The sequence below is a fragment of the Marivirga sericea genome (genome assembly GCF_900177665.1).
GTDB lineage: Bacteria > Bacteroidota > Bacteroidia > Cytophagales > Cyclobacteriaceae > Marivirga > Marivirga sericea.
The window spans coordinates 450040-475324 of sequence record NZ_FXAW01000003.1 but is presented as its reverse complement, the minus strand read 5'-3'; the positions used below and the strand labels follow the sequence as shown (position 1 = coordinate 475324).

General features: G+C 36.5%; 21 protein-coding genes and 1 tRNA gene. 12 read left to right on the top strand and 10 right to left on the bottom strand.

The window, feature by feature from the left end:
• The first annotated feature begins 174 nt into the window (after window positions 1–174).
• From thrA to thrC, 3 genes are read left to right on the top strand one after another with little or no spacing between them, the layout of a single operon-like run.
• Window positions 175–2631 carry a bifunctional aspartate kinase/homoserine dehydrogenase I gene (thrA, locus tag B9Y84_RS09715; RefSeq protein ID WP_085516888.1) on the top strand — a complete coding sequence of 819 codons (2457 nt, stop codon included), beginning with the start codon at window positions 175–177 and terminating at the stop codon, window positions 2629–2631.
• A 60-nt stretch (window positions 2632–2691) separates the two neighbouring features.
• On the top strand, window positions 2692–3624 hold the full coding sequence (locus B9Y84_RS09710) for a homoserine kinase (protein ID WP_085516887.1): 933 nt from the start codon (window positions 2692–2694) through the stop codon (window positions 3622–3624).
• Window positions 3621–4898, top strand: coding sequence for a threonine synthase (thrC, locus tag B9Y84_RS09705; RefSeq protein WP_085516886.1), 1278 nt, complete (start codon window positions 3621–3623; stop codon window positions 4896–4898). The genes B9Y84_RS09710 and thrC overlap by 4 nt, the downstream gene beginning before the upstream one ends.
• A gap of 9 nt (window positions 4899–4907) precedes the next feature.
• Here thrC and B9Y84_RS09700 read toward each other — a convergent pair whose 3' ends face one another.
• Window positions 4908–5153 carry a GIY-YIG nuclease family protein gene (locus B9Y84_RS09700; RefSeq protein WP_085516885.1) on the bottom strand — a complete coding sequence of 82 codons (246 nt, stop codon included), beginning with the start codon at window positions 5151–5153 and terminating at the stop codon, window positions 4908–4910.
• 49 nt (window positions 5154–5202) lie between these two features.
• Window positions 5203–5280, bottom strand: a tRNA-Val gene (locus B9Y84_RS09695).
• Between the two features lie 510 nt (window positions 5281–5790).
• Here B9Y84_RS09695 and B9Y84_RS09685 point away from each other — a divergent pair.
• Window positions 5791–8184 (top strand): DUF3971 domain-containing protein, encoded by a 2394-nt coding sequence (locus B9Y84_RS09685; protein ID WP_139827997.1) that lies wholly within the window; start codon window positions 5791–5793, stop codon window positions 8182–8184.
• The gene (locus tag B9Y84_RS09680; protein WP_085516883.1) at window positions 8159–9220 is read left to right on the top strand and encodes a beta propeller repeat protein; all 1062 of its coding nucleotides are present in this window, start codon (window positions 8159–8161) and stop codon (window positions 9218–9220) included. The genes B9Y84_RS09685 and B9Y84_RS09680 overlap by 26 nt, the downstream gene beginning before the upstream one ends.
• Before the next feature lie 500 nt (window positions 9221–9720).
• On the opposite strand, the gene B9Y84_RS09675 is transcribed toward B9Y84_RS09680, so the two are convergent.
• A complete protein-coding gene (locus B9Y84_RS09675; protein ID WP_085516882.1) occupies window positions 9721–11028 on the bottom strand; it encodes a UDP-N-acetylmuramoyl-tripeptide--D-alanyl-D-alanine ligase in 1308 nt (435 codons plus the stop codon).
• Window positions 11029–11117: 89 nt separating this feature from the next.
• Here B9Y84_RS09675 and B9Y84_RS09670 point away from each other — a divergent pair, with 89 nt between their 5' ends.
• Entirely contained in the window at window positions 11118–13298 is a 2181-nt protein-coding gene (locus B9Y84_RS09670; protein ID WP_085516881.1) for an FG-GAP-like repeat-containing protein, read from the top strand.
• Window positions 13299–13449: 151 nt separating this feature from the next.
• Here the strand turns inward: B9Y84_RS09670 and B9Y84_RS09665 are convergent, their stop codons facing one another.
• The 5 genes from B9Y84_RS09665 to B9Y84_RS09645 all read right to left on the bottom strand — a co-directional run bounded on the left by B9Y84_RS09665 (window position 13450) and on the right by B9Y84_RS09645 (window position 17735).
• On the bottom strand, window positions 13450–14013 hold the full coding sequence (locus B9Y84_RS09665) for a porin family protein (RefSeq protein ID WP_085516880.1): 564 nt from the start codon (window positions 14011–14013) through the stop codon (window positions 13450–13452).
• Window positions 14014–14170: 157 nt separating this feature from the next.
• Entirely contained in the window at window positions 14171–14965 is a 795-nt protein-coding gene (locus B9Y84_RS09660; protein WP_085516879.1) for an amidohydrolase, read from the bottom strand.
• On the bottom strand, window positions 14953–16101 hold the full coding sequence (locus B9Y84_RS09655; RefSeq protein ID WP_085516878.1) for a methionine aminotransferase: 1149 nt from the start codon (window positions 16099–16101) through the stop codon (window positions 14953–14955). Before B9Y84_RS09655 ends, B9Y84_RS09660 begins: the two co-directional genes overlap by 13 nt.
• Before the next feature lie 104 nt (window positions 16102–16205).
• Entirely contained in the window at window positions 16206–16382 is a 177-nt protein-coding gene (locus tag B9Y84_RS09650) for a hypothetical protein (protein ID WP_013453717.1), read from the bottom strand.
• Window positions 16383–16484: 102 nt separating this feature from the next.
• Window positions 16485–17735, bottom strand: coding sequence for an aminotransferase class I/II-fold pyridoxal phosphate-dependent enzyme (locus B9Y84_RS09645; RefSeq protein ID WP_085516877.1), 1251 nt, complete (start codon window positions 17733–17735; stop codon window positions 16485–16487).
• A gap of 173 nt (window positions 17736–17908) precedes the next feature.
• Between B9Y84_RS09645 and accC the strand changes: the two genes are divergently transcribed.
• From accC to B9Y84_RS09625, 4 genes are all read left to right on the top strand, one after another.
• Window positions 17909–19402, top strand: a complete 1494-nt coding sequence (gene accC / locus B9Y84_RS09640) for an acetyl-CoA carboxylase biotin carboxylase subunit (RefSeq protein ID WP_085516876.1) — start codon at window positions 17909–17911, stop codon at window positions 19400–19402.
• Between the two features lie 93 nt (window positions 19403–19495).
• Window positions 19496–20800 (top strand): DUF1015 domain-containing protein, encoded by a 1305-nt coding sequence (locus B9Y84_RS09635; protein ID WP_085516875.1) that lies wholly within the window; start codon window positions 19496–19498, stop codon window positions 20798–20800.
• Window positions 20766–21347: a Maf family protein gene (locus tag B9Y84_RS09630; protein ID WP_085516874.1), complete on the top strand. Its 582-nt coding sequence runs from the start codon at window positions 20766–20768 to the stop codon at window positions 21345–21347. The genes B9Y84_RS09635 and B9Y84_RS09630 overlap by 35 nt, the downstream gene beginning before the upstream one ends.
• Window positions 21348–21461: 114 nt before the next feature.
• A complete protein-coding gene (locus B9Y84_RS09625; RefSeq protein WP_176223762.1) occupies window positions 21462–22400 on the top strand; it encodes a CPBP family intramembrane glutamic endopeptidase in 939 nt (312 codons plus the stop codon).
• A gap of 253 nt (window positions 22401–22653) precedes the next feature.
• Here the strand turns inward: B9Y84_RS09625 and thiL are convergent, their stop codons facing one another.
• Window positions 22654–23688: a thiamine-phosphate kinase gene (gene thiL, locus B9Y84_RS09620; RefSeq protein ID WP_085516872.1), complete on the bottom strand. Its 1035-nt coding sequence runs from the start codon at window positions 23686–23688 to the stop codon at window positions 22654–22656.
• Between the two features lie 183 nt (window positions 23689–23871).
• Entirely contained in the window at window positions 23872–24276 is a 405-nt protein-coding gene (gene mce / locus B9Y84_RS09615; RefSeq protein ID WP_085516871.1) for a methylmalonyl-CoA epimerase, read from the bottom strand.
• 132 nt (window positions 24277–24408) lie between these two features.
• Here mce and B9Y84_RS09610 point away from each other — a divergent pair, with 132 nt between their 5' ends.
• Together B9Y84_RS09610 and B9Y84_RS09605 are read left to right on the top strand one after the other, a co-directional pair.
• A complete protein-coding gene (locus B9Y84_RS09610) occupies window positions 24409–24816 on the top strand; it encodes a hypothetical protein (RefSeq protein WP_085516870.1) in 408 nt (135 codons plus the stop codon).
• Between the two features lie 17 nt (window positions 24817–24833).
• Window positions 24834–25160, top strand: coding sequence for a HesB/IscA family protein (locus B9Y84_RS09605; RefSeq protein WP_085516869.1), 327 nt, complete (start codon window positions 24834–24836; stop codon window positions 25158–25160).
• Window positions 25161–25285: the final 125 nt, after the last annotated feature.

The window sequence follows — 25285 nt, the reverse complement described above, 5'->3', positions numbered from 1 at the left end:
TATTACAACCCCATTGCGGGGTTAATTTATTCATATCGCCATACGGCATGTTTTGCCAATATTATATCTAAAGAACATCTAGGTTAGACTGGAAGAAAGAGAATGCCTAGCGTTTGCTGCTCAGTTCGTGCTTTTCTTCCTGTTTTATCAAAGCATCATTCTAAAAATTAAAAAATGAAAGTATTGAAATTCGGAGGTACTTCCCTTGGGAGTCCTGAAAATATAGAGAAAGTCGAGGCTATAGTGTCTAAAAAATCTCAAAAAGATCGCTTGATCATAGTTGCATCTGCATTTGGAGGAGTTACAAACCAATTCAGTGAATGTAGTTACTTAGCGGAAAGAGGAGACGAACAGTATAAGATCAAGCTTGATGAAATCATTGATCGACATCTCAAAGCGGTTCAAGATTTATTAGGAGCCAAAGCGCAAAGCGGGATTATGGCTAAAGTGAGGTTGGTACTAAATGAGATCGAGGATATTCTCAAAGGGGTCTTCTTAATTCAAGAGTTGTCCAGCAAAACTTTAGATAGAGTGCTTGGCTCAGGGGAGGTTTTGTCTGCACTAATACTCAATGAATTTTTTCTTCAGGAGGGAATGAAAAGCAATTTGATCGATCCTCAAGAATTTATAGTGACCGATAGTGAATTTGGCAAGGCAAATGTTGATATGTCTGTTACGGAGGAGAAGATAAAAACCTATTTTCAAGATCAGAAAGGAGATGTCTTAGTTTGCCCAGGTTTTGTGAGTAAAGACTCCTACGGCAATAGCACCACTCTAGGAAGAGGAGGTTCAGATTATACTGCAGCTTTGATAGCGGCAGCTATGGATGCACCTGAGTTAGAAATCTGGACAGATGTTAGCGGGATGATGACGGCCAACCCAAAATATGTAAAGCAGGCCTTTGCCATTCCTCAGTTAGATTATGAGGAGGCAATGGAATTGACTCATTTTGGTGCCAAAGTGCTTTATCCGCCTTCTGTTCATCCAGTCTATAAAAAAGGTATTCCGATTTTCATAAAAAATACATTTGATCCAAATGCAGAAGGTACTAAAATTCATTATTTCCCTGAACCAGATGCTCAGTCAATTAAAGGGATTTCCTGTATTGAAAATATTGCGCTCTTCAATTTGTCTGGCAGCAGTATGGTTGGAATCCCGTATTTTTCTCACCGTTTGTTTGAAGCTTTGGCTCAAGCTAGAGTCAGTGTGATCCTTATTACTCAGGCTTCTTCAGAGCATAGTATTTGTGTAGCTATAGATTTGGAAGACGTAGAGAAAGCGAAAACGGCTATAGAAAAGGCTTTTTCTTTAGAATTTAACCAAGAGATGCTGAATCCGCTTCACGTTGAAACTGATTTGGCTATAGTGGCTTTAGTAAGCTCGCAAATGAAAAACTACATAGGGCTGAGCGGCAAAATGTTTAGTGTACTAGGGCAAAATGGAATTAATATAAAAGCCATAGCACAAGGATCTTCCGAGAAGAATATTTCTGCTGTTATAGAAAAGAAGCAGATCAAAAAAGCCCTTAATACTTTACATGAAAGTTTCTTTTTGTCTGATCTCAAAAGAATTAATTTGTTTATCGTAGGGACTGGAAATGTTGGTAAAACCTTGATTGATCAATTAAATCAGCAGGCTGAATATTTGCAGGTGCACAATCAAATCGACTTAAGAATCAGTGGTATTGCAAACTCTCGTAAGATGCTTTTTGACCTCAATGGAATCCCTTTTGAAAATGCAGTGGGTACCCTCATGGAAAAGGGCAAGGAGATGAATTTAGATCATTTTCTAGACGATATGAAGGAGCTAAACTTGAGGAATAGCATTTTCATTGATAATACGGCACATGAAGTAGTGGCTAATACCTATGGGGGTATTTTGGAAAGCAGCATTTCCGTGGTGACTCCTAACAAAATTGCATGTACGGGAAAATATCAGGACTATAAAAATCTTAAAAACTTAGCTTTAAGATTTAGAAGTCATTTTCGATTTGAAACCAATGTTGGGGCAGGATTGCCAGTGATCAACACTTTAAGTGATTTGATGAAAAGTGGAGATGAAGTCTTGGGAATTCAGGCCGTTTTATCAGGAAGTCTGAACTTTATTTTTAATAATTATACAGGTGAGGGTGATTCCTTTGCTGATGTAGTAAAAGAAGCGCAAGAACAGGGTTTTACAGAGCCTGATCCAAGGATAGATCTGAGTGGGGTAGATGTAAAGCGAAAGATTTTAATCTTGTTGAGAGAAAGTGGCTTTGAAATGGAACTGGAAGATATTGATACCATTCCTTTTATTCCTGAAAAGTGCATGCAAGCTGAAAATGTTGAAAGTTTCTTTGATGCTATCGCTCAGGAAGAAGCACATTTCAAAAAATTGGTAGAGGAAGCAAATGAAGAAGGTAAGAAGTTGAAATACGTGGCTACTTTTGAGAATGGAAAAGCTAATACAGGTTTGGAGAAGGTGACCCCTGATAGCCCTTTATTCAATCTGGAAGGGAAAGATAATATAGTGCTCTTCAATACTAAACGATATCCTGAGCAACCCTTAGTAATTAAAGGAGCAGGTGCAGGGGCAGCAGTAACTGCTTCTGGTATTTTTGGAGATATTATTCGGATAGCGAATGAATTATAGTGCTATTCTCATGCGGTCAGACGATAGTCAGTCTGGAAATAAACCAAAATGTCGAACAAGATGAAAAAAATAAAAGTATTTGCTCCTGCTACTATCGCCAATGTTGGTCCTGGTTATGATATCATAGGATTAGCATTGGAAGGTGTGGGAGAATATCTAGAAATGGAGCTGCTGGATTCTGATGAAATCATTATTCATCCAATTCCAGATTATCCGGATTTACCTTTAAGCCCAGATGAAAATATTGCAGGAATAGTGGCGAAAGCTATGCTCAACCAATTAGAAGTAAAACTTGGTTTGAGTATTAGAATTGAAAAGGAAGTGAAGCCAGGGAGCGGATTGGGCTCCAGTGGCTGTACAGCTGCAGCTACTGCATTTGCTGTTAATGAATTAATGGATAACCCTTTTTCTACTTTGGAACTGGTAGCGTTTGCCATGTTAGGAGAGAAAGCAACTTCCGGTAAAGCCCATGCAGATAATGTCGCAGCAGCTTTAATGGGGGGCTTTTGTATCATCAAAAGTTATCACCCACTGGAAATATTGAGTATCCCTTTTCCAAAAGATGTACAAATAGTAGTGGCTCATCCTCAGATTGAAGTAAAAACGGCTGATTCTAAGAAAATTTTGAAAAAGGAGATGGCGCTGCCGGATGTAATTACTCAAATGGGAAATATTGCCGCTTTAATTAGTGGTATTACAACTTCCAATTACAATTGGATCAGGTCAGGTATGCATGATTTAATAGCCGAACCGATTCGCTCCTACCTTATCCCAGGATTTGTGCAAGCTAAATCACTGGCGATTGAGGTTGGTGCCTTAGGATGCAGTATTTCTGGCTCAGGCCCCTCTATTTTTGCTTTTTGTGAGGACGAAAATCAAGCGCAAGAAGTAGGGGATAGATGGAAAAAGTTCTATGCTAATCTAGAGATTGATAGTAATATCTATTTATCCAAAATTAATCCAAGGGGAACTTATACAATTGAAGCTTCATGAAATATTACAGCACTAAAAATAAAGGATTAAGCAAGAGCTTTAGGGAGGCCGTTATAGAAGGTTTGCCTTCAGATAATGGCTTGTTTATGCCTGAGTTCATTCCGGAACTTCCGGAGGACTACTTTGACAATATCAAAGAGAAAACGATTCAAGAAATTGCTTTTGACATCCTTCAACCTTTCGTAAAAGAAGATTTAGATGATTTGCAGTTAAAGAAGATAGTAGAAAAAACCTTTTCTTTTGAGTTACCAATTAAAAAAATCGAAGGAGATAACTATGCGCTTGAATTATTTCATGGGCCAAGTTATGCTTTTAAAGATGTAGGCGCCACGTTTTTAGCTTTGTGCTTAGAGGAGTTTTACAAAGAAGCAGAAGAGAAGTGCACTATTTTGGTGGCAACCTCTGGTGATACAGGAGGTGCAGTTGCTTCTGCTTTTTCTAAAGTTAAAAATATTGAAGTGGTGATTTTATACCCTTCTGGAAAGGTGAGCGATTTACAGGAAAAGCAGCTAACCACATTCGATAAAAATGTGAAAGCATTAGAAGTGGAAGGTGATTTTGATGATTGCCAGCAGTTGGTTAAAAAAGCATTCCTTGATAGTGATTTAAGAAAGCAACTCAATATCAGCTCTGCTAATTCTATAAATGTAGCTCGTTTTCTACCGCAAATGGTCTATTATTTTGCCCCATTTATAAAATTTGGTAAAGAACCTTTGACCATTGCAGTCCCTAGTGGCAACTACGGGAACCTTACAGCCGGTCTGATTGCTCAGAAAATGGGTTTGCCTGTCAGGCAGTTTGTTGCGGCAGCCAATAGCAATGATGTTGTCCCTCGGTTTTTAATAGACGGGAATTACGACCCTAAGCCTACAGTGCAAACGATTTCCAATGCAATGGATGTGGGAAACCCCAGTAATTTCCAGCGGATGATTGATTTATTTGATGAGAAGGAAATCAGAGAAAAGATAAAGGGTTTTGCTTTTTCAGATGAAGCAACATTGGAAGCGATGAAGACCGTCTATCGAGAGCATGAGTATTTATTAGATCCTCATGGAGCAGTTGGGTATTTGGCTTTAAAAGAATATTTGAATGCTTCAGATGGAATAAGTATTTTACTAGAAACAGCGCACCCTTGCAAGTTTATGGATGTGGTGAGCAAAATAATAAGTGATGATATCTATCCAGCAGGAGCTAAAGAGTTAATGCAAAAAGAGAAGAAAAGCGTGAAAATGAAAGTGGATTACAAGCAGTTTAAGGAGTTTTTGGTGGGCTAAGTGTGCAATTTACTTCTTGATTAAGTCTTCAACTCGTTTCCTGTTTTTCCAATTCTTGACTTGAAGTTCTCGATTCTGAGCTTCAGTTTTGGAAGAGTATTCTTCAAAATAGACCAATTTCCAATCATCGGTTTTACCAGTAAATCCTTTGTGCTTGGAGTTATGTTTTCTTAGTCTTTCGGAAAGCTCATCGCAAGTGTGACCGTAGTAATATTTGTCGAGGTATGGGGAGAATAGGATGTAGAAATTGCACATGATGTAAAACAAAAAAAGGTTTGCAAGAAATGCAAACCTTTTGATGATATGGTGGGGATAGTAGGATTCGAACCTACGACCCCCTGCTTGTAAGGCAGGTGCTCTAAACCAACTGAGCTATATCCCCATTTATATCAAAAACCAGTTGATAGTTCGGATTCGAACCTGCGATCCTCCCGACTTTGTGAGTCGGGATGCTCTAAACCAACTGAGCTATATTCCCATTTATATCAAAAAAGCAGTTGATAGTTCGGATTCGAACCTACGATCCTCCCGACTTTGTGAGTCGGGATGCTCTAAACCAACTGAACTATATCCCTATTGAATATTTTTTATTTATTTACAACCTTTTGTTGTCTTTTGGGAATGCAAATGTAGTACTGCTTTTTATATTTACAAATTGATTTTGTAAAATAATTTAACTTTTTTTTTACACTTTCATTTATAAAACTGAAAATCAACTGTTTATATCCTTTAAAAAAATTAATTTGGATTTATACCCCTTATTCACAATTTTCGTTCATCAATCAAAAGCAATACTTTGAAGCGCATCAGGAAGTTTATTCTTTATCTTTTTCTATTTTTCATCCTGCTATTTACAGCTCGGTCAGCTTATTTGTATTATAATCAAGATCAATTGATAGATAACATACTATCTGAAATCAATAAATCTATTCAAACTCCAGTGGAGGTGGGAAAAATTGATATCAATTGGTGGACGGATTTTCCTCATATTTCATTACGCTTTCAGGATGTTTTCATAGAAGAGTCTCTTGAGAGAAGCAGTTTACCTTTAGCTAAACTGGAAGAACTCGCCTTATCTTTTAATACGCTAGATTTCCTGAAAGGAGATTACTCATTTGAGAAAATCATATTGAAGAGGGGAGAGGTAACTATTCGTACGACACGGACAGGTGAGCGAAATTATGATATTATCAAAAGCTCCACTGGAGCCTCAGGGGAAACGGTCAATTTCAATTTGAAAAACATACAGATTCAAGCAGTACAAGTTAATTATGTAGATGAAGGCTTAAGACAATCTTATTTACAATATGCACAAGAACTTAAAGCGAGTTTAAATAAAGTCGGTAACGTGTATCACATTATTGCGGAGGGTAAGTTAAAATCTAGAGCCATAAAAATTGGAGAATACAGCTATTTTGAGGGAAAGGATGTGGATGTAAAAACCAAGCTTAATTATACTCAGGGAGCAGAAACTGTAGAAATACTACCATCCCAATTACTTTTGTCGGCTAATAAATTTCAGATTTCCGGAACCTATGAGATTTTGGATAGTAAGATGGATATTAATGTAAAAGGAATAGAATCAGATTTCACTACACTGATCTCTCTATTACCGCAGAATTATAGACAACAATTATCAGCATATGAAAGCACAGGCAGTGCTCAATTTGAAGGAAGTCTGATCGGAAAGCTCACTTCCAGAGAAAGCCCTAGGATAAATTTTGATTTTGGTGTGGAGAATGCCTCCTTATTTCAGCCTGAATACAATACTAGATTTGAAAATTTAAGCTTCCATGGGAATTTCAATAATGGATCTAATCGAAGTCTTATAACTTCTCAATTGGTTTTGAGAGATTTAAAAGGGAATTTGAAAGGAAAGCCCTTTACTGCAAATTTAGGAATCAAGAATTTTGAGGACTACTTGATAAATCTGTCTACAAAAGGCCAAATCTCCACTCAAGACTTATTTACTTTTTTCCCCAATCGTGAAAAATATAGCAAGCTGGAAGGCTTGATTGATTTTAATTTGAAGATTGCGGGCTATTTTGATGACTTTAAGCAAGCTTCCACTGCTTCTCGCATCAATAATTCAGGAGAGATTATTCTAAGCAATTTGAGCGGGGTGTATGAAGAATATCCCTTGCCTATATCTGAATTAAATGGCCGACTTATGTTTAATAAAAATGATATTGCCATTAATCATTTGCAGGGGAAAATAGGAGACTCTGATATAGAATTAAGTGGATTTTTTCTCAATATAATTCCCTATTTCTTAAAAGATAATCAATCCTTATTGATCGAGGCGGAAACGATTAGCGAGAATATAAATCTGAATGAATTGTTGTCAGGTTTGTCCAATGCTGAAAATTCAATTGAGAAGCAAGAAGAATCTTTTAAGTTTGCCTTAAGCCCAAATTTGCAACTGGATTTGACTTCTCATATAGCTAAACTAGAGTTTAAACGATTTGAAGCTCGGAAGATAGCCGGCAAAATTAAATTATCCAATCAAGTCTTAGAAGCTCCTCAGCTAGGGCTTGAAAGCAATGGAGGGAAGATGACCTTAAGCGGAACAGTCAATGCTAAAAAGAAAAATGAAATAATGATCAATACACGAGCCTATTTCAAAGGGATGAATGTTGATAGCATATTTTATACTTTTGAAAATTTTCAACAGGATTTCTTGACTGATCGCCATCTAAAAGGGAAAATTGATGCCGATGTCAATGCCTTTATATTGCTAGATGAAGGCTTAAATTTCCAATCAGACGCTTTCCGAGCTATCATTGATGCTAAAATAAAAGATGGAGAGCTAAATGATTTTGAGCCCATGTTGAGCTTATCTGACTATGTACGAGAAGATGAGCTCACGCATTTAAATTTCGGTCAATTAAGTAATATCATTGAAATTAAGAATAAAGTGATCTATCTTCCTGAGATGTCCATTCAATCAAACATTTCCGATATCTTGATACAAGGTACTCATTCCTTCAGTCAGGAAATTAATTATAGATTATTAGTACCTTTAAAAAACTATAAAAAGCAGGATAGTGATGAGGCTTTTGGTGCTATTGAAGAGAGCGGGGAGAATTCTAATCTATATTTGAAAATCATCGGTACTACGGATGATTTTGAAGTTAGCTGGGATAAAAAGCGTTCTCTACAATCTGTTGCGGCAAGAATAAGAGAAGAGGGGCAGACCTTAAAGAAGATAATTACAGGAAAAAAACTCCCTGAAGAGGAGAAAAAAGAAGTAGAATTAAATGAAGAAGAATATTTTGACTGGTAAAAAGGCGTTAAACTATAGTTGTATAATTTTTGTATTAATTTTTACAGTAGCATGTGGAAGTAAGAATGTAAGTCCAAAAATAACGGAGCTGAAAACCAATACTGATGCATTAATCATCGGTTTGCAATCTTTTAGTGATAGTGTTGTGTGGGCTAGTGGAACATATTCCACATTGATGAAATCTACCAATGCTGGAGCTGACTGGAAAGTTTTCACCTATCCAGAGGTAGATAGCCTCCAATTTAGAGACGTGCATCCAATTAGCGAAAAAGAAGCTATTGTCTTAAGCGCAGGAGAGGGGAAGTTAAGTCAACTTTTATATTTTCATGAAGAGGCAGGATGGAAAAAAGTTTTCCAAATGAATCAGGAGAAGGGATTTATTGATGCAGTGCAATTTTGGGAGAATGGACAAGGTTTGGTTTATGGTGATGCTATAGACTCTTTAGCTTATATCCTTAAAACTACAGATTTCGGAAGAAGCTGGGTAAGAATACCCACTGCGCCGGAAGCAAATGAAAGAGAAGGTGGTTTTGCCTCGAGTGGAAGTAACATCTTAACTGGTGAAGAAGGAGAAGCATGGATAGCTACCGGAGCAAATGGAAGTGCCAGAGTTTTTTACACTTCAGACTATGGCCGAAGTTGGAATGTGAAAAATACTCCTATGATGACAGGAGAATTCGCAGGCTTAACTGCCATAAAAAAGACTAATGATAAATTGTGGATTACCGGCGGAGATTTAGCAATTAGTGATAAGCAATTGCAAAATGTCTACTATTCGGATAATAACGGTGATAAATGGAATGCTCTTCCCGATCATCAAACTGCTGGTTCTTTTTATGGGGTAGCTGTTACAGAATTTTTGAATAATGAATTTGTATTAGTATGTGGGCCTAAAGGAGCTGAAATCTGGTTAGGGGATCAACAAAAATGGCAAGTTTTAAGTGAAGAAGATATTTGGACTGCTACTTTTATTGATAGTAGAACTGCTTTGATAGCAGGTAGGAATGGAAAAATGTGGAAGGTGGAGTTGGAGTAAAATAGTTTGATTCTGGTTGCTAAGATATCTGGGGCGAAAGTTAAAATTAGTAGACCCCTGCGCCTTTCCGTGAATGGTGTTCTAATCTAATTCCGTATAGTATACTTGTCTCTTAAGGTATCCTTAGCAAACACTCCGAAATTTCTAAACCAAATATAATCCCGATGTTGGGGGCATGTCTTTCTTAAAGAAAGCGGAAAGGAGGGTGAAAAGAGAGCTGGATTGAAGCGCAGTAGTATCTTTTTGTCAAGAAAAAATAAAAGTATAAAAACTACAAAATGTGCGGTGGGGTAGAAAAACTTCCAAATTATCTAAAACCTCAAACTATAGTCAAATTCACAGATTCTAAGGTTTTGCATTTGATTAAATTTCAAAAATGGCGCTGTCATTTTCCTTAACCTCGTTTTCTTGGCTATTTTTATTTTATAAGAGAACCCTACTTACATCATATCTGAGAAGCAAGGCATTGATCCTATCCAAAATTTCATTTACCTCATCTACTATTTGTCAAAATTCACCAAGAAGGGAACGATTTCCTCCAAAGCATTTTTTCTAGAACCTTTAATTAGAATCGTGCTCCCCTTTTTCAAAGGTTTGTTTTTAAAATGCTCAATTAACTCATCTTTAGTTTCGAAATACTTTCCGAAAGTATCTAATTTAGACGCTGATTTTATGAGCTTTCCGCAATAATATCTTTTGCTAATCCCCAAATCAACAGTCAATTCGCCCAGTTTTTCATGTTCCAATTCGGTCGATTCTCCCAACTCTAGCATATCACCTAAGATCACAACAGATTCTGTGTTTTCTATTGCGCTTAAGCTTTTAATAGATAATTCCATTGAATCAGGATTGGCGTTATAAGCATCCAAAAGAATGGTATAGTTGTCTGTTTTGATCATTTGCGACCGCATATTTTCAGGCATATATTCCTGTGTAGCTTCAATGGCTTTTTCCATGGAAACTTCAAAATATTTACCAATGCATAAAGCAGCAGCCACATTAAGGTAATTAAATTGACCAACCAGATGAGTGTCAATATGGCTAAAACCTTCTGTAGAATATCTCAAAAATGCTGTACCTTTTTCAGGTCGGAGTTCTAGATCATCGCCCTCCACCGGAAAAGTAACGGCATTTGAAAAACGTTTCTGCATGTTTTTTAAAACAGCATCCTGAGTATTAATAAAAGGAATGCCATCATTTTTCTTTAGAAAATCAAAAAGTTCACTCTTTCCGATGATGATATTTTCAAATCCTCCAAATTCTCCTATGTGAGCCTTGCCAATATTGGTAATCAGCCCATGAGTAGGCTGAGCCATTTTGCAATAAGAAGCGATTTCGCCAATATGATTAGCCCCCATTTCGATAATGGCTATCTCGTGATTTTTGTTAATAGAAAGAAGGCTCAAGGGCACTCCGATATGATTGTTTAAGTTGCCTTCTGTAGCAAAAACAGTGTACTTTTTTTCTAAAACGGCATGAATCAGTTCCTTACTAGTTGTTTTTCCATTAGATCCAGTGATGCCAATGATCGGAATATTTAATTGCTGTCGGTGATGAGTAGCTAATAGCTGTAAAGTTTTTAATGCATCATCCACTAAAATATTTCTTTCATCTTCATCATGATACTCATTTTCATCTACTACAACCGCCATAGCGCCTTGATCGATGGCTTTTTTGGCAAAAGTGTTACCATTAAAATTAGGTCCCTTCAAAGCAAAAAACAGATGTCCTTCTTCTAACTTTCGGCTGTCAGTGCATATTCCAGTACTTTCTAAATATATATTATACAGCTTTTCTATTTGCGTCATCGTTTAATAGGTTTTTACAAATCTATAAAATTGTAAAAGCTTCTAATTGTTTATAATAGAAAAAATATAAGTTACGTTAAATTTGTGTTATGCGATTTTTGCTTCTATTTCTTCTTTCCGGAATTTCTTTTGTGAGCTTTTCCCAGTATCAATTCATTCCATGGCAGGAAACACCTATTATTCATCCCGATAGTGGAGAAAAGGCTTTCCCATGGGCAGGGGGTCTAAATGGTGTCCAATATGGAAAGATTGATTTGAATAATGATGGAGTTAAAGATTTGGCAGGATTTGATAGGAGCACCGCTAGAATTATTTGTTTTCTTAAAAATGGAAATGAATATGAATATGCTCCTCAGTATGAAAAGTTTTTTCCCTCTGAGATTCAGAATTTTTTTATTTTGAAAGATTATAATAACGATGGAAGAACGGACCTTTTTACAGCTGGGAATCTAGGGATTACCGCCTTTAGAAATGTAGGAAGTGGGAATTTGCCAGAATGGGAGAGGGTATTGAATTTCATTAGTTATGAAAGCCTTTCCGGCAATGACGTAAATCTTCAGGTTAACTTTAATGATTACCCGTATATCGGAGATATTGACAATGACGGTGATGTAGATATACTGAATTATAGTTTTTCAGGTATTCAGAGCCGCATCCTTTTTTATGAGAATAAGAGTATTGATAATGGCGGTAATCCTGATTTAACACCCTTTCAATTGGTAGATAACTACTGGGGTACTGTAGAGGATTGCGATTGTGGCGTTTTTGCTTTTGATGGTGAAGACTGTCAAAATGTTTTTGGAAGGATCATAAGCAATGCCCGCCATGCAGGAGGGAAAAGTCTTGCGATTTTTGATTTTAATGAGGATAGTAAATTGGAGTTGGTTTCAAGCCATGAAGAGTGCAGAGAACTTTACTACTTCAATAATGCTGCAAATGCTAATCAGGCGCCTGATTTTAATAGCTTTACAGCAGCTTTTCCTAATCAAACAAATGCAGCAAATTTTAACTTCTATCCTAATACTATGATTATGGATATCTCGGATGATGAGCAGGAAGAATTAATCATCAGTCCGAATGTCGAAGCTAATTTTGGGAGCCCTATTGATTTTTCGGAATCTAATTGGCTGTATAAAAAATCGGGTACTGAGTACGAATTAGTTTCTCGGGAGTTTTTGCAAAATGATATGGTAGATTGGGGCGCTCAGACTAGTCCTAGTTTTTATGATGATGATCAGGATGGTGATTTGGATTTATTTCTGTCTTATACTGATTTAGGTGCTGATGAAGAGTTATTTAGTGCCATAGCGTACTATGAAAATATAGGCGACCCTCAGAGCCCCAGTTTCGAATTGATTACCGATGATTATCTCAATTTATCTGAAGAGGGCTTGGCTAATATGTTTATTCAATGGGTTGATGTAGACTTGGATGGCAAAAAGGATTTAGTGCTTCAAGGGACACTTCAAAACAGTAATCAATTACGAATCATTTTTCAAGGAGATACAGACTTGGATTTAAACTCCTCTATCATTGTGGAGGATGTATTTATTGGTTTTGGTTATTCAGTTCACTTTGCTGATGTTGTAGGAGACAATCATCCTGATTTATTAGTTGGTAAATCCTCAGGTGGGTTGATTCTATATGAAAATACTGGAGCTGGAAGAGCTCCCCAATTTCAGTTAGAGAATAATACCTTTTTAGAAATTGGAGATGATTTTTTTAGATCGTCTTTGCGTGTACATGTGTCGGATATCAACAACGATACTGAGCAAGATCTAATTGCGTCAGATTTGAGTGGGAATATTAGAGTTTTCTCAGAGCTTAGCAGTAATGAGGGTACATTTGATTCGATAACCATTTACAATAACTTGGAGCAGAGCTTCGATGATGCATATTTTGGTAAGCGAAATAATATTGTGTTCGCTCCGCTTTTTAGCGATGATTATCCAGCCTTGATTTTGGGAACGGTCTCTGGTGGAATAAGAATTTTCAGAAATAGTGAAGAGTTACCGGTGCAAAGTGGAGAGGAGCTAGTTTTTCAAGTTTATCCTAATCCAAATAAAAGTAGACAGTTGTATTTCAAAACTAATCAAGATATTTCAGTCTCAATCAGCACGCTTAATGGCCAGCAAGTTTTGAACGGGCTAAGCTATGTTGCATTTTCCAGTAAAGCTATTGACGTATCAATTTTAGAAGGTGGTGTTTACATTGTTACTGCTACTTTTGATAACGGTAATAAGGTGAGTAGGAAAGTGGTTTTGTACTAGCAATTATTGGCAAACGGATTATTAGAAATATTGCTAAGAGAAGGCGAATATAGCGATAGCAAAAGAATGCATGTTGCTTTATTAATGTTCTGATCAAAAAAAATGGCAAGCTCATCAGAACTTGCCATTTTTCTATATTCGATAGAGGATTTTATTTCTTTCCTCCAAATAGGAAAGCACCTACTCTAATTCCTAAATAGCTATTTGCTACATCGAATGTAGCAGGATCCCCATTGGTATCGAATCCATCAACTTCTGAAGAAGGAATAAAATTGTAATCAATATTGATATTGAAATGTCCCCAATCAAATCCTATTCTTGGGTAAAATCCAATTTTTGTTTCAGCTCCAGCACCAGCTCCATTGACTCCGGTAGAGATAGAAGCTAAACCAAATGCACCTACACCAGCACCAACATATGGTCTGAAACTACTGCTGCCTAAGTAATATTTTCCGTTCAAAGAATATGAAGAAGTACCTGATATGCTTGCTTCTGTGTCACCAACAACTCTTGCCATAGCAGCTAATTCCCATCTAAACCCTACAGAGATTTGGTCATTAATTCTGTATGCTGGTTCGATATCAAATAAAAACCCACCTCCACCTTGAGGAATTGCATAACCCACACCTGAGTATAATTGGAATGGTTTGTAATCTTGTGCTTTTGCAAAGTTGAAAGCGATTGCCATAACGGCTACTAGTAATACTTTTTTCATAAAAATAAATTTTAAATTTTAATAAAGCCCAAAGCTAAGGGGAGATTTATCAAATAAAAAATTCTTATACAAAAGTTTTTATCTTATTCTTTTGGCACTCATTTCATCAGCAGTATGGCTTAAATGTTGACGAATTTGAAATTAATCATAATAGATCTCAATGCTTAATTTCAAACCTATCAGCATCCAATTGAGCTGGAAACTTTTCTCTAAATCTTAATAAATCTGCAGCAGATAAAGTTATAGTCTTAATTTCTTCCCTATTATCAGCGAAATATAGAGCACTTCCTTTTGGTTCATAAATAGCAGAATGGCCGTTATGTGCAATCCCTTTGCCGTCATCTCCGATCCTGTTTACCCCAATGCAATAGCTTACATTTTCAATAGCTCGTGCTTGCAATAAGATATCCCATGCATTGACGCGAACAGCGGGCCAATTGGCAACAAAAAGTAGCAAATCATATTCTAAATTCTTTTGTTTATTTGAGACATTCCTGCTCCAAACAGGGAATCTGAGATCATAGCAAACTAAGGGTTTTATCTTCCAGCCATTTAGCTCTACTATCAAATCTTTTTGGCCAGCTGAAAAGTGCTCATCTTCATTGGCCATTCTAAATAAATGCCTTTTATCATAGGTGTGGTAGTTTCCATCAGGCTGCATCCAAATTAAGCGATTGTAATACTTTCCACCATCATTCACTATGTACGACCCCGTTACTACTGCTTTTTTTTGGCTCGCCATCTGTCGCATCCATTTGAAAGTATGTAAATTCATGGGTTCAGCCATTTTTTCTGCTTCCATACTAAAGCCAGTATTGAACATTTCGGGTAGTATAATTAAATCAGTTGTTTCTTCAATCTCCCATATTTTTTCTTCTAACATGGAGATATTAGCTTGTTTGTCTTGCCAGTGCAAAGCTGTTTGAATAAGCGTTACTTTTAAATCTTGCATAATATGTCTGCTGCTTTTTGTAGTGTTTCTTCTCCTTTGGCAAAGCAGAATCTAAGTAATTTATTGTCTTGTCGGTCAGAGTAAAAGGCTGAAACTGGAATTGAGGCAACTCCCTTTTCTTTGATCAAATACTGAGCAAATTCCATGTCGTCCATATCCGAGACTTCGCTGAAATCTAATAATTGGAAATAAGTACCGTAAGATGGAATTACTTTGAACTTAGATTTTTGCATTGCTTCTTGAAAGAACTCTCTCTTTCTTTCATACATCGAACTCACGCCCAAATAGGTTTGCTCATTTTGTAAGTATTCGGCCATAGCAAACTGACTTGGCGTATGTACTGAGAAGCAATTGTATTGATGTACCTTCCTGATTTCCTTCATAATAGTTTCCGGAGCTACCATATACCCTATCTTCCAGCCGGTAGCATGAAAAGTCTTACCAAAAGATGAAACGGCTATACTTCTACTTGCTAAGAATTCATCTTTCAGGACACTTAAATTAGTGTTTCCATCAAAGATGATATGCTCATATACTTCATCGCTAAGAATAAGAAGTTGAGGGTTTTCCTCCAATATTTTTTTCAGTGCAGCTACATCTGTTTCAGTTAAAATTGCTCCTGAAGGATTGTGGGGGAAATTGATAATAATCATTCGAGTTTTTTCCGTGATTTTATCTTGTATTTTCTGCCAATCAGGTTTAAAGTCAGCCAGATTCAAGCCAACAGGTATAACTTTTCCTCCCGCTAGTTCGATAGCAGGAATATAGCAATCGTAAGCAGGTTCCAAAACAATAACTTCATCGCCTTGATTCACTGTTGCTAAAACACTGGAGAAGATAGCTTCAGTAGCGCCAGCTGAAACCGTAATTTCCGTCTCAGTATTTAGTTTTATGCCTCCAGTATTTTTTATTTTCGCTGCAATAGCTTCTCGGAGCTGCGGTAAACCAGGCATAGGTGCATATTGATTATGGCCTATTTGCATATTTTGATAAACCAAATCTATTAATTTTTCTGATACAGGAAAATCAGGAAACCCTTGGGAAAGATTAATGGCATTATACTCACTTGCCATTTGAGACATAACAGTGAATATAGTTGTACCAACATTAGGTAGTTTAGATTGAATAGCTGTCATTTTAAATGCTTTTTGAAATCATTTTGTATAATGATCATTAAAAATAAGTCAAAAAAAAAGGCTGACAAAACTGCCAGCCTCTTTCGAAATCATTCAAATTCTAATTAAGATTTGTTCTTGATATCTTGAACTTCAATTCTGATTTCTTGCGCTAAGTTTTTCAACTCTTGCATTCCTTTTCTTACGCGAGTACCAGCTGCCTGATTCTCTTTGTCGTAAAACTTTTCAAAATCACCTTCTAGACCCATGATAAGGTCTCTTACTTGTTCGAATCTTTTCATTCTTATTTTAGTTTACGGTTGACTAAATAAATTATTTAATTGAAAGCAATATAGGTAAAAACATATAAAAACAACAACTAGAGCAACATTTTTCCTAAAAAATTACTCTTTAAAGGCTTTTGCAAGCTCATTTTCCCTGTAATGACCTTCTTTTAGCTTATCTTTTATTGCTTCAAATGCCTTAATTGTACGGTCCACATCTTCCAAACTATGAGAGGCAGTTGGGATTAATCTTAGCAAAATAGTGTCTTTAGGCACTACAGGATATATTACTACTGAACAGAAGATACCGAAATTTTCTCTTAAGTCGTAAGCTAATGCTGCAGCCTCTCCAACCGTTCCATTTAACATTACTGGAGTAACTGGTGATTGAGTAGTCCCGATACTGAAACCTTTTTGCTTTAACCCATCTTGCAAGGCATCGACTATCGTCCATAAATTCTTTTTGTGCTCCGGCTGGTCACGCAATAATTCTAAACGCTTCAATGCGCCTTCAACTATTGGCATCGGCAGGGACTTTGCAAAAATTTGCGATCTCATATTGTATCTAAGGAATTTTACAATTTCAGGATCACCGGCAACGAATGCGCCAATTGCTGCCATTGATTTAGCAAATGTGCTGAAGTACAAATCAATTTGATCCATAACACCTTGCTGTTCTCCGGTTCCTGCGCCAGTCTCACCCATTGTGCCGAAACCATGTGCATCATCGCATAAAAGACGGAAGTTATATTTTTCTTTTAAGGCAAGTGTTTCTTTTATTTTACCCATCGCTCCAGTCATTCCAAAAACACCTTCTGTAATTACTAATATACCGCCACCAGTTTCCTCGGTTAGCTTTGTAGCTCTTTGTAACTGCTTTTCTAGGCTTTCAATATCATTATGTGGGTAGACAAACCTTTTGCCCATGTGTAAACGTACACCATCAACAATACAAGCATGACATTCCGCATCGTATACAATAGCATCTTTTCGACCCACTACGGCATCAATAACAGATAAAACACCTTGATAACCGTAGTTTAATAGCATTACATCATCTTTCTTGATGAATTCAGCTAATTGCCTCTCTAATTCTTCATGTTGAGATGTATTACCAGACATCATTCTAGCGCCCATCGGATAAGCTAATCCCCACTTGGCAGCTGATTCGGCATCGGCTTTTCTTACTTCAGGGTGGTTACCTAACCCTAAGTAATTATTTAAACTCCAGGTTAAAACTTCTTTCCCTCTAAATTTCATGTGGGGAGATAATTCTCCTTCCAATTTGGGGAACATAAAATAACCTTCTTCTACATTTGAATGCTTACCTAAAGGTCCGCGATCCACCTTCAATTTCTCAAATAAATCCACGTTTATCTATTTTAATGTACGTATACTTTTTCTAATCAATCGTCAAAGGTAACAAAAAAGCTGCTACCTAAAAAATTGATTCCCTGCTTTTAAGGCTTATTTTTTAGTAAAAAAGACAATAATTATGTAGCATTGTACTTCAATTTTTATTTGATATTGAACGACTTATTGATATGCCAGATATTAAAAAAATCTTAGTTGCCAACAGAGGAGAGATTGCCCTCAGAGTAATGCGTTCAGCGCGTGAACTGGGTATTAAAACTGTGGCGATATATAGTGAAGCTGATAGGAATGCGCTTCACGTACGTTATGCCGATGAAGCAGTATGTGTGGGTCCTCCTGCCTCTGCTGAGAGTTATTTAAGAATAGATAAAATACTTCAAACCTGTAAAGACTTAAAAGTTGATGCCATACACCCTGGTTATGGGTTTCTATCTGAAAATGCAGATTTTGCCAGACAAGTGGAAAAGGCAGGCATTATTTTTATTGGGCCATCGGCTGAGTCGATAGAAGTAATGGGAGATAAGCTTTCTGCTAAAGCAGCTGTTCTAAAGAGAAATGTGCCCTTGGTTCCTGGTTTGGATAAAGCCATTACTGACATTCCATTCGCTAAGGAAAAAGCCGATGAAATTGGCTATCCTATTTTAATTAAAGCCAGTGCTGGTGGTGGTGGTAAAGGGATGAGGATTGTCGAAGACCCTGCTGAATTTGAATCGCAAATGGACAGGGCAGTAAGTGAAGCGAAAAATGCTTTTGGAAATGGAGCCGTCTTTATCGAAAAGTTTGTGACTTCACCACGCCACATTGAAATTCAGGTTCTGGGAGACCAAAAAGGAAATGTGGTGCATCTGTTTGAAAGAGAATGTTCCATTCAAAGAAGACATCAAAAAGTAATTGAAGAAGCTCCTTCAAGTGTTTTGACTCCAGAGATTAGAGAACAAATGGGCCAAGCGGCTATAGATGTGGCTAAATCTTGTAATTACTACGGTGCGGGAACTGTTGAGTTTATTGTGGATGATAAGTTGAATTTTTACTTCCTCGAAATGAATACTCGTTTGCAGGTAGAACATCCTGTTACGGAACAAATAACTGGAGTTGATTTAGTAAAGGAGCAAATCAGAATAGCAGAGGGAAAAGCGCTTTCTATAAGACAGGAAGATTTAAGTATCACAGGCCATGCCGTGGAGGTTCGAGTTTATGCAGAAGATCCTCAAAATAATTTCTTGCCTGATATTGGGCAATTGAAAGTATATAAAAGGCCGCAAGGTACCGGTGTGAGAGTTGATGATGGTTTTGAGCAAGGAATGGATATTCCTATTCATTACGACCCAATGATTGCTAAACTTATTACTTATGCAGACAATAGAGAAGAGGCTATCAATAGAATGATTAGAGCTATAGATGAGTACGAAATTGTAGGGATACAAACAACATTGAGTTTTTGCAAATATGTTTTAAAACATGAAGCATTTACTAGCGGAAATTTCAATACTAAATTTATAGAAAAGTACTTCCAGCCAAGTGATTTAGACGAAAAAATCTCTGATGTGGAATCTGAAATTGCAGCTGCTCTTGCCGTGAAATTATGGTCAGAAAGAAAAAAGAAACAGACAGCACAGGAAGAAAACGACAAGAAGGTATCTCTGTGGAAAAAAAATAGGTTGTAAATATAGCGCTCTTGATAATATTTGGAGGTTTTTAATGATCGCCCATTCTTAAGTGCTAAATGTAATTGTGAAATTTAATATAGTAATCCCATAATGGCGGAAATTAAGCCTATTAAAGCCTGGCGTTACAATGCTGAGCTACAGAAGGAAATTGAAAATTTAACAAGCCCTTTGTTTGACGTGGTATCGGCTAAGCAAAGGGAAGCCCTCTATAAAAATTCTTTGAATAGTATTCATTTGTCAGTACCCAAAGGAGGTGAAGAATCGTCTGATATGGCAGCTGATCGTTTAGCTAAATGGAAATCAGAGGGTATTATAAAACAAGATCCTTTGCCGGGGATTTATGTGTATTACCAGTATTTTACTTTACCAGGGTCCTCTCGAGAACTGGTTCGTAAAGGGTTCATTACATTCATTAAGGCTTATGATTGGGACGAGAACGTCATCCTGCGTCATGAAAATACCATCCCGAAGTCTGTCAATGATAGAATAGAGTTGTTGGATAAAACCCAATTGAATGTGAGTGCTACTCACGGGCTATATTCTGATCCAGATTTCGAATTGGAACCTTATATGGATGAAAGCATGCAAATGCCATTAGGGGAGCTGGAAGACTATCAGGGAGTGCGTGAGGTAGTAAGTGTGATCCATGATGCTAAAATCATTAAAAAATTCATAGCGAAGATTGCGCCTCAACAAATTATTTTAGCAGATGGCCATCACCGCTATGAGGGCTCATTGCTTTATCGAAAAAAGATGAGGGAGCAGAATCCAAACCATACGGGGCAAGAAAGCTATAATTTTCATATGATGTATCTGACCAATTCAGATTCTGATGATTTAAGAATTTTGCCTACTCATCGGTTAATAAAGGATATTCCTGATTTTTCAGAGAAAGAGATATTAAAGAAATTAGAAGAGAATTTTATTATTAAACCACTTGAAAATCCTGAAGATGTTCATGAAATTATTTTAGGAAAAAAATGGGCTTTTGGTCTTTTGTTTAAAGAAAACACCTTTAAAATCCGATTGAAGCCTGAAAAAATTTCAGAACTAAAGTGGAATTTCCCGGATGAAGTGAAGCACCTTGATTTAACGGTCTTACATTACTTCTTCATTGAACAGATTTTAGGAATAAAAGGAAAAGAACAAAGAAGTTCAGAGTCTATTCAGTTCGAAAGAAATTTTACGGCTTGTATCCGTAAGCTATTCAAGGAAGAAGTGCAATGTGCGCTTATCACCAAGGAAATAAGTATGGAGCAAGTAAAAAAGGTCTGTAATACAGGTTACACCATGCCTCAGAAATCAACTTATTTCTATCCAAAAACGATTTGTGGTTTTTTATTTGGATCAATACAAGAAGATGAATTTGAACTACCCAATTATTTTAGGGTCTAAGTCACCCAGAAGAAAAGAGATTTTAGCAAAAGCAGGATTTGAGTTTACTGTTGAAGCGAAGGATACGGAAGAATCTTATCCCGCAGAGATGCCGCATATCGAAGTTGCCGCTTTTTTAGCAGAAAAGAAGGCCAGAGCTTTTGCTGCTGATACGAATTATAATGAACATATCATCTTAACGGCTGATACCACAGTCTTAATTGATAATGAATTGTTGGAAAAGCCAAAAAATGATGATGAAGCTTTTAGTATGTTAAGTAAGCTTAGCGGAAGAGCTCATCAAGTAGTTTCCGGCTTTTGTATTTTGGTTAATGGAAATTTTGAGAAGTATTCTGATGAGACTTTAGTGTATTTCAATCCTATCGAAGACCAGGTCATTTGGGATTATATCAGGAATCATAAACCATTTGATAAAGCAGGCGCTTACGGAATACAAGAAGGGATTGGCTTAACGCATATCGAAAAGCTTGAAGGTTCTTATTTCACTGTAATGGGTCTTCCGATTCATAAGGTATATCAAGCGCTATCAGCTTTTGCGAAAGGATAGGTGTTTTGGTAATCGCTACCATCATAGAGTAGGCTTTCTAGTCAATGCTAACTGCTATCTGATAGTACGCAATTACCATCAATGCAAGACTTCAAAAGCTTCAACTTTACAAAAATGAAAACGATTTGGCGTTATTTTACGGATTTTCACAAGGAAGTTAAGCACCCCCCAGGACTATACATTTCCATTAGTATATTCATCGCCATCCTTACTGCCTTCAACTATCTTATAATGGATATAAGATTTGAGAAATGGATGGACAGATTGAAACCTGATTCCTTGCCCTATTTGGCACATTTTATCATGTTCTCCATTATTTTTTACGGTATAGTGTTTCTATGTTACCGATTTAAAACAATCCCTAATCTATTTAATGACAAAGCATTTATGGCGAAAAGCTTGTTTATGCTTCTAGTATTAACAGTTGATGTTTGTTTTCAGTATTATAAAGATATAACCAGAGAGTTGTTCGAATACCAAGACCGGTTTTATATGTATAAGGTTAGCTCACAAGTCACCAGTATTTTTGTAATGATGCTGCCGATTTTAATATACTATTTGAAATTCGAGAAGAGTAATGATAACTTTTACGGCTTACGCACTTCCGTTCGAAAGATCGGGCAATATTTTCCGCTTATTCTCTTGATGATCCCCTTAATTGCAGGAGCTTCATTTGAAGAGAGCTTTAGGAGTTTTTACCCACGCTTTTCTTCTACCTATGAATTTATGGGCTGGTCGGTAGAACTCAGAGCAGTGGTTTTTGAAATCTTCTATGCTTGGGATTTTGTGACTACCGAGTTTCTTTTTCGTGGCTTTATGGTACTTGCTTTTACTGCCTTTTTAGGACCTAGGGCTATTTTACCGATGGTAGGTTTATATGTGGCCTTACACTACGGTAAACCACTAGGTGAAACCATAGGCTCATTTTTTGGCGGATATATACTAGGTGTATTGACCTACCAAAGCAAAAATATTTGGGGAGGCATAGTTGTACATATGGGTATTGCTTTATTAATGGAATTAGCCGCTTGGATGCAGAAGGTTTTTAATTAGAAACAAGGCTTTGCTACCAGCTAAGTAGCTCTCAATTGCATTAATCAGGAACCCCAGTCGTGAATGAAAAAGCTATTTTTTGAGGTTTTTGCTGCCAAAACATTTTTATAAATTGCTTTATGAAAGCGATCAAGAAGATTTTTAATCAGCAATCTATTATCATAAGAAGACTAATTATCAAAAAGGACATCTTCAAGCTGTCCTTTTGTTTCTTTTATGGTTCAATTGCATTACAGTTTAATGCTTAGTATTCTCAACTAAAATGATCCCAGCCCTGAGCCTTTAAAGGAATAGGATTTCCTTTTGCAGTTACCATATTCAGGCCGCTTGATTTCTCATTTACATAGCCAATAAAGTGGATATCAGGATGCTTTTTTACTTTTTCAAAATCATCTTGTGAAATGGTAAATAGCAATTCATAATCTTCCCCACCATTCAAAATAGCTGTATTAGGATCTAATTTGAATTCTATAGCAGTTTCTTGCATATTGCTAGCATATGGTAATTTATCCTCGTGAATATTGATTCCCACATCTGAATTTTTGGCAAGATGATGCAGTTCAGAAGCTAAACCGTCTGAAATATCGATCATGGAAGTTGGTACTATTTTCAGATCCAAAAGCTCATGGACCAAGTCCATTCTTGCTTCAGGTTTTAATTGTCTTCCTACTATGTATTGATAATTATCAAGCTGTGGTTGCATTTCTGGGTTCGCTAAAAACACTTGTTTTTCCCTTTCTAGGACTTGCAAGCCCATATAAGCACCGCCTAAATCTCCCGTTACACAGACAATATCATTTACTTTGGCACCCGATCGGTAGGCTATTTTATCTTTATCAACTCTTCCTATTGCAGTAACTGAAATCATTAATCCTGACGGAGAAGCTGTGGTGTCTCCACCAACTAAATCAACTTTATAGGCATCACATGCTGCTTTTACACCTTCGTAGAAAGCATCAATGGCTTCTAAAGAGAATCTATTACTCAGCGCTAAACTAACGGTGATTTGTTCTGCTATACCATTCATGGCCGCAATATCAGATACATTTACCGCTACAGATTTGAAACCCAAATGATGTAATGGGAAATAAGAAAGGTCAAAATGAACACCTTCTAAAAGCATATCAGTTGAGACAAGTTGAAAATGATCGCCTACATCAATAACCGCAGCATCGTCTCCAATGGCATAATGAGTAGAATTATTCTGTTTGCTGAACTTTTCTGCGATTTTATCGATTAAACCAAATTCACCTAGTTTATTTATTTCTGTTCTATTTTGATCGCTCATTTTAGTATTTTTGAGTTTCTAAATTGAATTTTTTACTTTTGTATTATGAAGACGAAACTTTTTAAGATATTCATTTTCTTGCTGTTAGGCGCATTTATTTTTTCGGCCTGTAATAAAAGTTCTTTTCAAACCAGAAAAGGAAAGAAGAAGCTAAAATATTATAATTCTATTCAGCACCAATAATCATTTTTTGATTTCTTGGCAAAGTTCTATTAATACGCCATTAGTGCTTTTTGGATGTAAAAAACAGACTAATTTATTATCGGCTCCATTTTTAGGCGCTTTGTTTATGAGTTGAAAGCCTTCCGATGCCAATCTTTTCATTTCTGATTCGATATTCTCTACTTCATAAGCAATGTGATGGATTCCCTCGCCTTTTTTTTCAATGAATTTAGCAATCGCACTATCCTCACTTTCAGCTTCTAACAACTCAATTTTAGTGTCTCCCATTTGGAAAAAAGAGGTGGATACGTGCTCACTTTCTACTTTTTCTAGTTTGTATGGATCTTTATTAAATAATTTGCTAAAAAGTGAATTAGCACTTTCCATATTTTTGACTGCTATTCCGATATGTTCTACTTTCAACATCCTTTTTAATTTTGTAAGACTTATTGACTAACTTTGCATTTGAGAATGCAAAAATGCAGAAACTTTTCCACGGATAAAAAAGTTGGGATACTCAAGATGATTATTTAAATTTAATACGGGAAAAAAATTAGGATGGAAACATCAACAGACATACATATAGAAAGTGCCAAGCTGCAGAAAGAAATCATTAACTATCTAGGTTTAAATGATAGTGAGCTCGTTTTTGAGTTTGGTACACAGGATGGGAAAGTAAAACTTGACTTGATAACTATCAACCCAAGGCACAACCAATCCTTTTTATTTCACTCTGAAATGGGTTATGATAAATTGGAAGCCTTGAAGAAAATGAAGGATTATGTGAAAAACTATAGGGAAAGGGAAAGCTCTTATACCATACAGTGGCAAACAAAAGATGATAAGCAATTGCATACTTCCTATTTTAGGGCAAGCAATATTTTAGATAGTTTAGACAAACTTTACTACGGAAGAGATCGTAATACCATTACCGTTTTTAGTGTTGTATTAAATCCGGTATCATAATATAAATATTTACAGTCATGATTATTGTTACAGACAAAGCGAAAGACAGATTAGGCAAATTAAAAAATGAAGAGGGACACAGTGATGCTAGCAATGTGAGGGTTTCTGTAAAAGGAGGCGGGTGTTCTGGTTTGATGTATGATTTGAGTTTTGACGACCAAGTGAAGGACGGAGACGAAATATTTGAGGATAAAGGTGTAAAACTGTTAGTTGATAAAAAGAGCATGCTTTATCTGCTAGGAACGACTCTTGATTTCTCTGATGGGTTGAATGGAAATGGTTTTCAGTTCATCAATCCGAACGCGACCCGAACTTGTGGGTGCGGAGAAAGCTTCTCTATATAAGTTATTGATAGTGTGATGATTCCTAATGTACAGGGAATCCTTTTAGAATTCTAATAAATCTATCCCCTGATATTTGCGAATGTCAGGGGATTTTTATTTATTTGATGAAATGATTTTTAAAAATC

Bases quoted from the DNA above. Each gene is read 5' to 3' on its own strand.
- thrA (WP_085516888.1), top strand. From the start codon at position 175: ATGAAAGTATTGAAATTCGGAGGTACTTCCCTTGGGAGTCCTGAAAAT.
- B9Y84_RS09710 (WP_085516887.1), top strand. From the start codon at position 2,692: ATGAAAAAAATAAAAGTATTTGCTCCTGCTACTATCGCCAATGTTGGT.
- thrC (WP_085516886.1), top strand. From the start codon at position 3,621: ATGAAATATTACAGCACTAAAAATAAAGGATTAAGCAAGAGCTTTAGG.
- B9Y84_RS09700 (WP_085516885.1), bottom strand. From the start codon at position 5,153: ATGTGCAATTTCTACATCCTATTCTCCCCATACCTCGACAAATATTAC.
- B9Y84_RS09680 (WP_085516883.1), top strand. From the start codon at position 8,159: ATGAAGAAGAATATTTTGACTGGTAAAAAGGCGTTAAACTATAGTTGT.
- B9Y84_RS09675 (WP_085516882.1), bottom strand. From the start codon at position 11,028: ATGACGCAAATAGAAAAGCTGTATAATATATATTTAGAAAGTACTGGA.
- B9Y84_RS09670 (WP_085516881.1), top strand. From the start codon at position 11,118: ATGCGATTTTTGCTTCTATTTCTTCTTTCCGGAATTTCTTTTGTGAGC.
- B9Y84_RS09665 (WP_085516880.1), bottom strand. From the start codon at position 14,013: ATGAAAAAAGTATTACTAGTAGCCGTTATGGCAATCGCTTTCAACTTT.
- B9Y84_RS09660 (WP_085516879.1), bottom strand. From the start codon at position 14,965: ATGCAAGATTTAAAAGTAACGCTTATTCAAACAGCTTTGCACTGGCAA.
- B9Y84_RS09655 (WP_085516878.1), bottom strand. From the start codon at position 16,101: ATGACAGCTATTCAATCTAAACTACCTAATGTTGGTACAACTATATTC.
- B9Y84_RS09650 (WP_013453717.1), bottom strand. From the start codon at position 16,382: ATGAAAAGATTCGAACAAGTAAGAGACCTTATCATGGGTCTAGAAGGT.
- accC (WP_085516876.1), top strand. From the start codon at position 17,909: ATGCCAGATATTAAAAAAATCTTAGTTGCCAACAGAGGAGAGATTGCC.
- B9Y84_RS09635 (WP_085516875.1), top strand. From the start codon at position 19,496: ATGGCGGAAATTAAGCCTATTAAAGCCTGGCGTTACAATGCTGAGCTA.
- B9Y84_RS09630 (WP_085516874.1), top strand. From the start codon at position 20,766: ATGAATTTGAACTACCCAATTATTTTAGGGTCTAAGTCACCCAGAAGA.
- B9Y84_RS09625 (WP_176223762.1), top strand. From the start codon at position 21,462: ATGAAAACGATTTGGCGTTATTTTACGGATTTTCACAAGGAAGTTAAG.
- thiL (WP_085516872.1), bottom strand. From the start codon at position 23,688: ATGAGCGATCAAAATAGAACAGAAATAAATAAACTAGGTGAATTTGGT.
- mce (WP_085516871.1), bottom strand. From the start codon at position 24,276: ATGTTGAAAGTAGAACATATCGGAATAGCAGTCAAAAATATGGAAAGT.
- B9Y84_RS09610 (WP_085516870.1), top strand. From the start codon at position 24,409: ATGGAAACATCAACAGACATACATATAGAAAGTGCCAAGCTGCAGAAA.
- B9Y84_RS09605 (WP_085516869.1), top strand. From the start codon at position 24,834: ATGATTATTGTTACAGACAAAGCGAAAGACAGATTAGGCAAATTAAAA.